We start from the raw sequence: 6,865 nt of genomic DNA, 5'->3' as shown, positions 1-6,865 counted from the left end.
GAGAATCCAAATATGTCAGTGGAGTAAATTTTGATGTTGTATTCGGAAGAACCGAAGAACATATTAAGGAATTTGCCAATGATAACGATATGGAGTATTACACAACTGATTTTGATGATTTTTTAAATAAGGTAGATGCAGTATATATAGCCACTCCTCAAAATTCCCATTATGAATATGCAAAAAAAGCTTTAATGGCCAAAAAACATGTTTTATGCGAAAAACCAATGACATTATCCGAAAGGGAAACAGCAGAACTTTTTGACCTTGCTTGTGAAAATGATGTGGTATTATATGAAGCCATCAAAACGACCTTTGCCCATGCATTCAAACGCATGGTAATGTATGCAAAAAGTGGAATAATAGGTAATATACGAGATGTCGATGCAACATTCACCAAACTAATTACAGACAAGTCATTGCGTGAATATGATGCAAGCATAAAAGGTGGAAGCGTAACTGAATTGATTACTTATCCTTTGATAGCTATATTTAAATTGCTTGGAACTGACTACAAGGATATTGATTTCTATCCTTATTTTGATTCTGAAACTGGAGTGGATGTATTCACCAAAATTCTTCTTCATTATGACGATGCAATCGCCAGTGCAAATGTAGGTATTGGAGTCAAAAAAGAGGGTGAGCTAATAATAGCAGGTACTAATGGATACATTTACGTTCCCGCACCCTGGTGGAAAACAGAATATTTTGAAATCAGATTTGAAAATCAGAATCTGAATGAAAAGTACTTTTTTAAATATGATGATGATGGATTAAGATATGAATTGACTGAATTTTACCTTTCTATCATTAATGGAACTCCCAATACTGCAGTTAAAAATCGTGAAAGCATTGCAATTTCCAAAGTCATTGAAGAATTTTTAAACAGATATTATTAATTAATTTTCTATTAATTTTAAATAATCATTTTTATTAAATGTATCTTTTTTTATTTTTTTGTTTAAAATAAATGTCACTTTCAAATACTGGAACTTATGGAGAATAATTATTTTTTTTTAAAATTGGAGGTCAAGTTTGCACTATTCAAATATATAAATGTAAAAAATGAAGTAAAGTATTTTCTACTGATTTAATATCACATATTTATTAAAAGTTTAAGATTACATTGCCAATTATTGATTGTATTGAAAATTTATACTAAATTTAAGGGGCAGAACTCTATAAAATAATATTTGACTTAAAAGTATAAATTAAATGTAAAACATCGTTTCTGCAAATTTCATAAAATATTTGATGTAAATGACCTCAATTCAGCTAAGATATAGAGAAATGAATTAATAGACAATAAATATCCAAAAATAAGTTTACAAACAATAATGTGGAAATTCATCATTTTTTACTTTGTAAATAAAATACCTGCATCAAAACATGAACATTTTATCAACAAACAATAAAAATTGAAAATATATTCCAAAAGATATTCCAAAACACATAAAAATAACAATTAAAATAGAATAAGACTTTTAAGAAGATTCATTCTAAAACTAAATCAGTAGATTATAAAAAAATAAAAAACCACACAAGTTTTTGAAAGAGCCAAAATTTAATGTAAATAAATAAATATAAAAAAAATATAAATTATATACAAGTAGATTTAATCTACTTATATAGTTATAACTATTGGTGTTTGAAAATGAATAAAAAGATAGGTTTTATTTTGGTCTTACTCCTCGTATCAGTAATGATGGTAGGAACAGTAAGTGCGGGACTATTTGACTTTTTGGGGGGAAGTAACAATTCTAATCAGACAGCTAATGATGAGAATACATTCATTGTTGGTTTTGATGCAGAATTCCCACCTTATGGATATAAAGATGCAAGCGGAAATTACACTGGTTTTGACTTAGATTTAGCAAAAGAAGTTTGTGCAAGAAATAACTGGACTTTCAAAGCTCAACCAATTGACTGGGATGCAAAAGATGCTGAATTAAGTTCAGGGTCCATTGACTGTATCTGGAATGGATTTACCATTGATGGAAGGGAAAATGACTACACATGGTCCAATCCTTATTTCGATAACAAACAGATATTTGTTGTAAAATCAAGTGGAAACGTTAGCAGCATCAAAGATTTATCAGGTAAAACTGTTGAAACACAAAAAGATTCATCTGCTTTAGCTGCTCTTAATGGTGATAACAAAACCATTAAAGACTCTTTCGCTACTTTAACTGAAGTGGCTGATTATAACACTGCATTCATGGATTTAGAATCCGGTGCATGTGATGCTGTAGCTATGGATATTGGTGTTGCAGAATATGATATCAAAAACAAAAATGATTCTGCTGCAGATTTCAAAATATTGAACGATTCCATTACCACCGAAAAATACGGTATTGGATTTAAAAAAGGAAATGATGCATTAAAAGATAAAGTACAAGCTACTTTAGATGAAATGTTTAAAGATGGTACTGTTGCTAAAATCGCAAAAGATTATGGTATATCTGAAGATGCATTAATCCAACCGAAATAAATTAGTCAATTAAGAGGGGAGAATTAGTTATATGATATTGAGTACAGTAATTGAACAGTTGCTTGGAGGTATGGTTACCTCTATAGAAATATTTTTACTCACTCTATTATTCTCTCTTCCTCTCGGTTTACTTGTTGCCGGAGGAAGAATGAGTGGTTTTGCACCAATCAGATGGCTTGCAAAAGTATATATTTCTATCATGAGAGGTACACCGTTAATGCTACAGTTGATTGTCGTATTTTTTGGACCTTACTATTTATTTGGTATGAGTCTTTCCAGTGATTATAGATTTATTGCAGTTATAATTGCATTTACAATTAATTATGCAGCTTACTTTGCAGAAATTTATAGGGGTGGTATTGAATCCATCAACAGTGGACAATACGAAGCTGCTCAGGTATTGGGTTATAGTAAAATCGAAACATTTTTTATTATAATACTTCCTCAAGTTATAAAAGTAGTTCTTCCTTCAATTACTAATGAAGTAATTACACTTGTTAAAGATACTTCTCTTTCATTTGTTATTGCAATTCCAGAAATGTTTACAGTAGCTAAACAAATTGCAGCTGCCGATGCATCCATTGCTGCACTATTGGTAGCAGGTATATTCTATTATGTATTCAATGTACTCGTTGCATTTGTAATGGCCCGTGTCGAGAATAAATTGGATTATTATGAATAGGGGGAATATTATGAGTTTACTTGAAATCAAAAATCTTAAAAAAAGTTTTAATGATAATGTAGTTTTAAAGGATATTTCTCTTAGTGTTGAAAAGGGTGAAGTTTTAGCTATTATTGGACCATCAGGTTCAGGCAAATCAACATTGCTCAGATGCATTACAGATTTGGAGCAGGAAGACAGCGGTGTAATTCAATTTGATGGAACTTTCGGTTTGGTTTTCCAGAATTTCAATTTGTTCCCTCATCATTCCGTGATGAAAAATATTACCAATGCACCTATTAAAGTTCAGAAAAGAGACAAAAAGGAAGTTTTCGAACATGCACGTGACCTTTTAAAGAAAATGGGTTTGGAAGATAAGGAAGATGCCTACCCTTGTGAACTTTCAGGAGGTCAACAACAACGTGTTTCTATTGCAAGAGCGCTTGCAATGAATCCAGATATTCTATTTTTTGATGAACCTACTTCAGCTCTTGATCCTGAATTGACTGGTGAAATTTTGGATGTTATTAAGGAGCTTGCCGCTGAGCACATGACTATGGTTATCGTTACTCACGAAATGGCTTTTGCCCGTAACGTAGCCGACACCATAATTTTCATGGATGGTGGTGTTATTGTGGAGGAAGGTTCTCCTGATGAAGTTTTCTCATCCGACAACAAGAGGATGAAAGAATTTTTGGGAAAATTTTATGATTAGATATTTCATATCTTTTCCAACTATTTTTTTATTTATTTCACGTTTAATTTAATTAATTTTTTAGACATAAATTCTAATTTAATCAATTGTCCTTTTAATTAAATTTATTTTTTGATAAAGTTTCATTATTAATTTGTCATTGATATGGATTACTTCATTACTTTTTCAATTGAAAATGGATATATAAATAACTTTATTTAATATTGTGGATAAAATATTATTAATCAAATATAGTTGTGAGGTTGTATTTGAATATGAAATGTCCAAATTGTAATGCTGAAAACAATGAAGGTGCAAAATTTTGTAAAAAATGTGGAACACCTTTGGAAAAGAAAGCGAATAGTCATGAAAAAATGATTAATTCGATGAACAATGAAAAGAAATCGGATAATACAAAAATAATTATCGCAGCATTAATTATAATAGCTGTCGTATTGGCAGGTGCTTTTATATACCTTCAAGGATTTGGAAGTGGCTCTCACTCACAAGATTCTCCTTCCCAAAACAATGCTTCCAATGCTGCATCACAATCAAATGCATCAAATCAGGCAAGTTCTTCACAAGCAAGCCCATCACAGTCAAATGAACCAAAAACAGCCACTCCTCAATCAACTTCTATGAAGATACAGGGTGGAAGTTTCTCAACTGGTAGTGAATTGAGTGATTTGACTTATGCAAACATCTATGTAGGTAAGGAACATGCCGGTAAAAATGTAATACTTCAAATCTGGTACAGTAGAGATGGAAATACTTTAAATAATGGTAATATGGTTCCAGTTACTGTTCACTCAAACGGTTACCTTGAAGTTCAAAGTGCAGACGCATATGCATATTATCCGGATCATGCAACAATCAATCTGTATGATAGTAATTCAAATCTTTTAGACACACAAAGTGTATCGTTATCTCCAACTAGTGGTACTCAAACCTTCTAGTTGAATACACTTTTTTTCTTTTTTTTAGCCAAATATTTAAGCTATTGCAAATAAAATATTATTCGATGACTAGTGTTTCTATTATTTTACCAGTATTCAATGGGGAGAAATTCATTAAAAAAGCTATTGAATCTGTTTTGAATCAATCATTGGATGATTTTGAATTAATAATAATCAATGATGGCTCAACAGATTCAACTTCAGACATTATCAATTCGTTTGAAGATAATAGAATTAGAATCATCAACCAGAACAACAAAGGTCCTGGGCAAGCTAGAAACAATGGCCTTAAGATAGCATCAGGAGATTATATAATGTTTTTGGATGCTGATGACTGGTTTTGTGAAGATGCATTGGAAACTGCATATTTCGAAGCAAAAAACAATAATACTGACATATCAATTTTTCAAATCATCAAATACTTCAACGGCCAGTTCAGTCAAAATGACTGGTTTAATTTGAATAATTTTGATAAATCCTTTGAAAATCGTGTTTTTAACCCTCATGAGTGTAAAGATTTTTTGTTTGATATATCTGTAAGTGCCTGTCAAAAGATATTCAATAGAAAATTCCTCTCAAAAATCAATGCCAAGTTCCCTACTGGAATCTATTTTGAAGATATGCCTTTTTTCTTTTACACGTTCCTGAAAGCTCAAAGAATTTCCATTATCAAAAAGCATTTGTATGTGCGTCAAAAGCATGACGGATCAATTACAGAATCTGTTGATTCCAAATTTCTGGACACTGTTCCTGCAGGTCAAATCTTAATGGATATATTTATCGAAAACGATTGGTATGATATGTATAAGTTTGATTTGCTTGCTTTTAAGATAAATGGTCCAAGATATGCTCTGATGGCTATTGAAGAAAAATACAGGAAGGATTTATATACATTGATTAAAAACGACTATGAATCCATAAAATCCGGTCCGTACTACAGTGATTATCTGGAAAATCTGGGGCCGGTGAAAAAGAAATTCTTTTTAGATATATTAAAATCTGAAAATTATGATGATTTTATCAAAAAATCCCGATAAATTAAAAATTTATATAATAATCATTATAAATATAATAATGATTTTATAAATCGTTGAAAATATTAGTCTGAAAAAAAGAGTTTGCCCATAATAATATGTGGATTCAAACATTTATTGTTTGTTCAATATTGAGTAAATAATTAAATTTTAATTACTTTGAAACGGTTATTTAAGATATTATTTCCATGAATCGTTAATTTAATTGAAGAGTATAATTATAAAATTTTTTTAAGAAGTAATATTTTCATAACTTATTAAAACAATCGGAGAGTTTTTATAAAGAAAAAAATAATTTTTCCAGGTGAGTATGTTGTATGATAATATAAATGACAAATATAAAGATTATATTGGAAAATCGTTATTTGTGCTGAGTTTATTCTTATTCGGCCTGTTGATTTTTTATCTAATTCAAAAACCCTTTTTAGATATTGATGAATGGTATACTATGGGTATCCTTTAAAAACATTATCCATTTAACTGCCATTGATGTGCATCCTCCGGTGTATTATCTCATTGCTCGGATTCCTATATACATACTAAATCATCTTAATGTCGCTTATGACATGATTTTTGTAATGAAACTGGCATCTGTTGTTCCATATATAATATTGTTTGGAATAGCATTGACTAAAATCAGAAAGGATTATGGCTGGTTAGCTGGAGGACTGTTTGTTTTTACTCTTATAAGCATGTGTGATTTTTTCAAAATGTTTTCAATAGCCAGAATGTATCCATGGGGATTATTGTTCCTGGTTCTCGCATTCCTTTATGCAGTAGATATTTTGAAAAACCCTTCATTGAAAAATTGGATTTTAGTTGCTGTATTTTCAGTTTTAGGAGCATATACACATTACTTCGTTGCAGTTTCAGCGATAATGTTATATCTTGTTCTGTTCATATATTTCATGATTAACAACAAATCTGAAATTAAAAACTTTTTCATATCCGTCATTATCGGCATCATATGTTATGCCCCATGGTTAACTGTTTTATATAAACAAATGACTGGAGTCAACCAGGGTTATT

The 6,865-nt window shown here is 30.5% G+C and carries 7 protein-coding genes; all 7 read left to right on the top strand.

Annotation, left to right across the window (positions count from 1 at the left end; translation table 11 throughout):
- The coding region (locus QZ143_RS08860) for a Gfo/Idh/MocA family oxidoreductase (RefSeq protein ID WP_292883323.1) at positions 1-899 on the top strand (899 nt) is incomplete at its 5' end.
- A gap of 755 nt (positions 900-1,654) precedes the next feature.
- Positions 1,655-2,491: an amino acid ABC transporter substrate-binding protein gene (locus tag QZ143_RS08855; RefSeq protein WP_292607329.1), complete on the top strand. Its 837-nt coding sequence runs from the start codon at positions 1,655-1,657 to the stop codon at positions 2,489-2,491.
- Between the two features lie 31 nt (positions 2,492-2,522).
- Positions 2,523-3,173 carry an amino acid ABC transporter permease gene (locus QZ143_RS08850; protein ID WP_292607332.1) on the top strand — a complete coding sequence of 217 codons (651 nt, stop codon included), beginning with the start codon at positions 2,523-2,525 and terminating at the stop codon, positions 3,171-3,173.
- 10 nt (positions 3,174-3,183) lie between these two features.
- Positions 3,184-3,867 (top strand): amino acid ABC transporter ATP-binding protein, encoded by a 684-nt coding sequence (locus QZ143_RS08845; RefSeq protein ID WP_292883321.1) that lies wholly within the window; start codon positions 3,184-3,186, stop codon positions 3,865-3,867.
- Positions 3,868-4,121: 254 nt separating this feature from the next.
- Entirely contained in the window at positions 4,122-4,802 is a 681-nt protein-coding gene (locus tag QZ143_RS08840; RefSeq protein ID WP_292883318.1) for a zinc ribbon domain-containing protein, read from the top strand.
- A gap of 65 nt (positions 4,803-4,867) precedes the next feature.
- Positions 4,868-5,839, top strand: a complete 972-nt coding sequence (locus QZ143_RS08835) for a glycosyltransferase family 2 protein (protein ID WP_292883316.1) — start codon at positions 4,868-4,870, stop codon at positions 5,837-5,839.
- A 431-nt stretch (positions 5,840-6,270) separates the two neighbouring features.
- The coding region (locus tag QZ143_RS08830; RefSeq protein ID WP_292883313.1) for a glycosyltransferase family 39 protein at positions 6,271-6,865 on the top strand (595 nt) is incomplete at its 3' end.

Origin of the sequence: Methanobrevibacter sp. UBA188 (assembly GCF_905234905.1) — an archaeon.
Classification (GTDB): Archaea; Methanobacteriota; Methanobacteria; order Methanobacteriales; family Methanobacteriaceae; genus Methanocatella.
The sequence above is the reverse complement of the archived record's forward strand: the minus strand, read 5'-3'. Positions and strand labels throughout refer to the sequence as shown.

Bases quoted from the DNA above. Each gene is read 5' to 3' on its own strand.
- QZ143_RS08845 (WP_292883321.1), top strand. From the start codon at position 3,184: ATGAGTTTACTTGAAATCAAAAATCTTAAAAAAAGTTTTAATGATAAT.
- QZ143_RS08835 (WP_292883316.1), top strand. From the start codon at position 4,868: ATGACTAGTGTTTCTATTATTTTACCAGTATTCAATGGGGAGAAATTC.
- QZ143_RS08855 (WP_292607329.1), top strand. From the start codon at position 1,655: ATGAATAAAAAGATAGGTTTTATTTTGGTCTTACTCCTCGTATCAGTA.
- QZ143_RS08840 (WP_292883318.1), top strand. From the start codon at position 4,122: ATGAAATGTCCAAATTGTAATGCTGAAAACAATGAAGGTGCAAAATTT.
- QZ143_RS08850 (WP_292607332.1), top strand. From the start codon at position 2,523: ATGATATTGAGTACAGTAATTGAACAGTTGCTTGGAGGTATGGTTACC.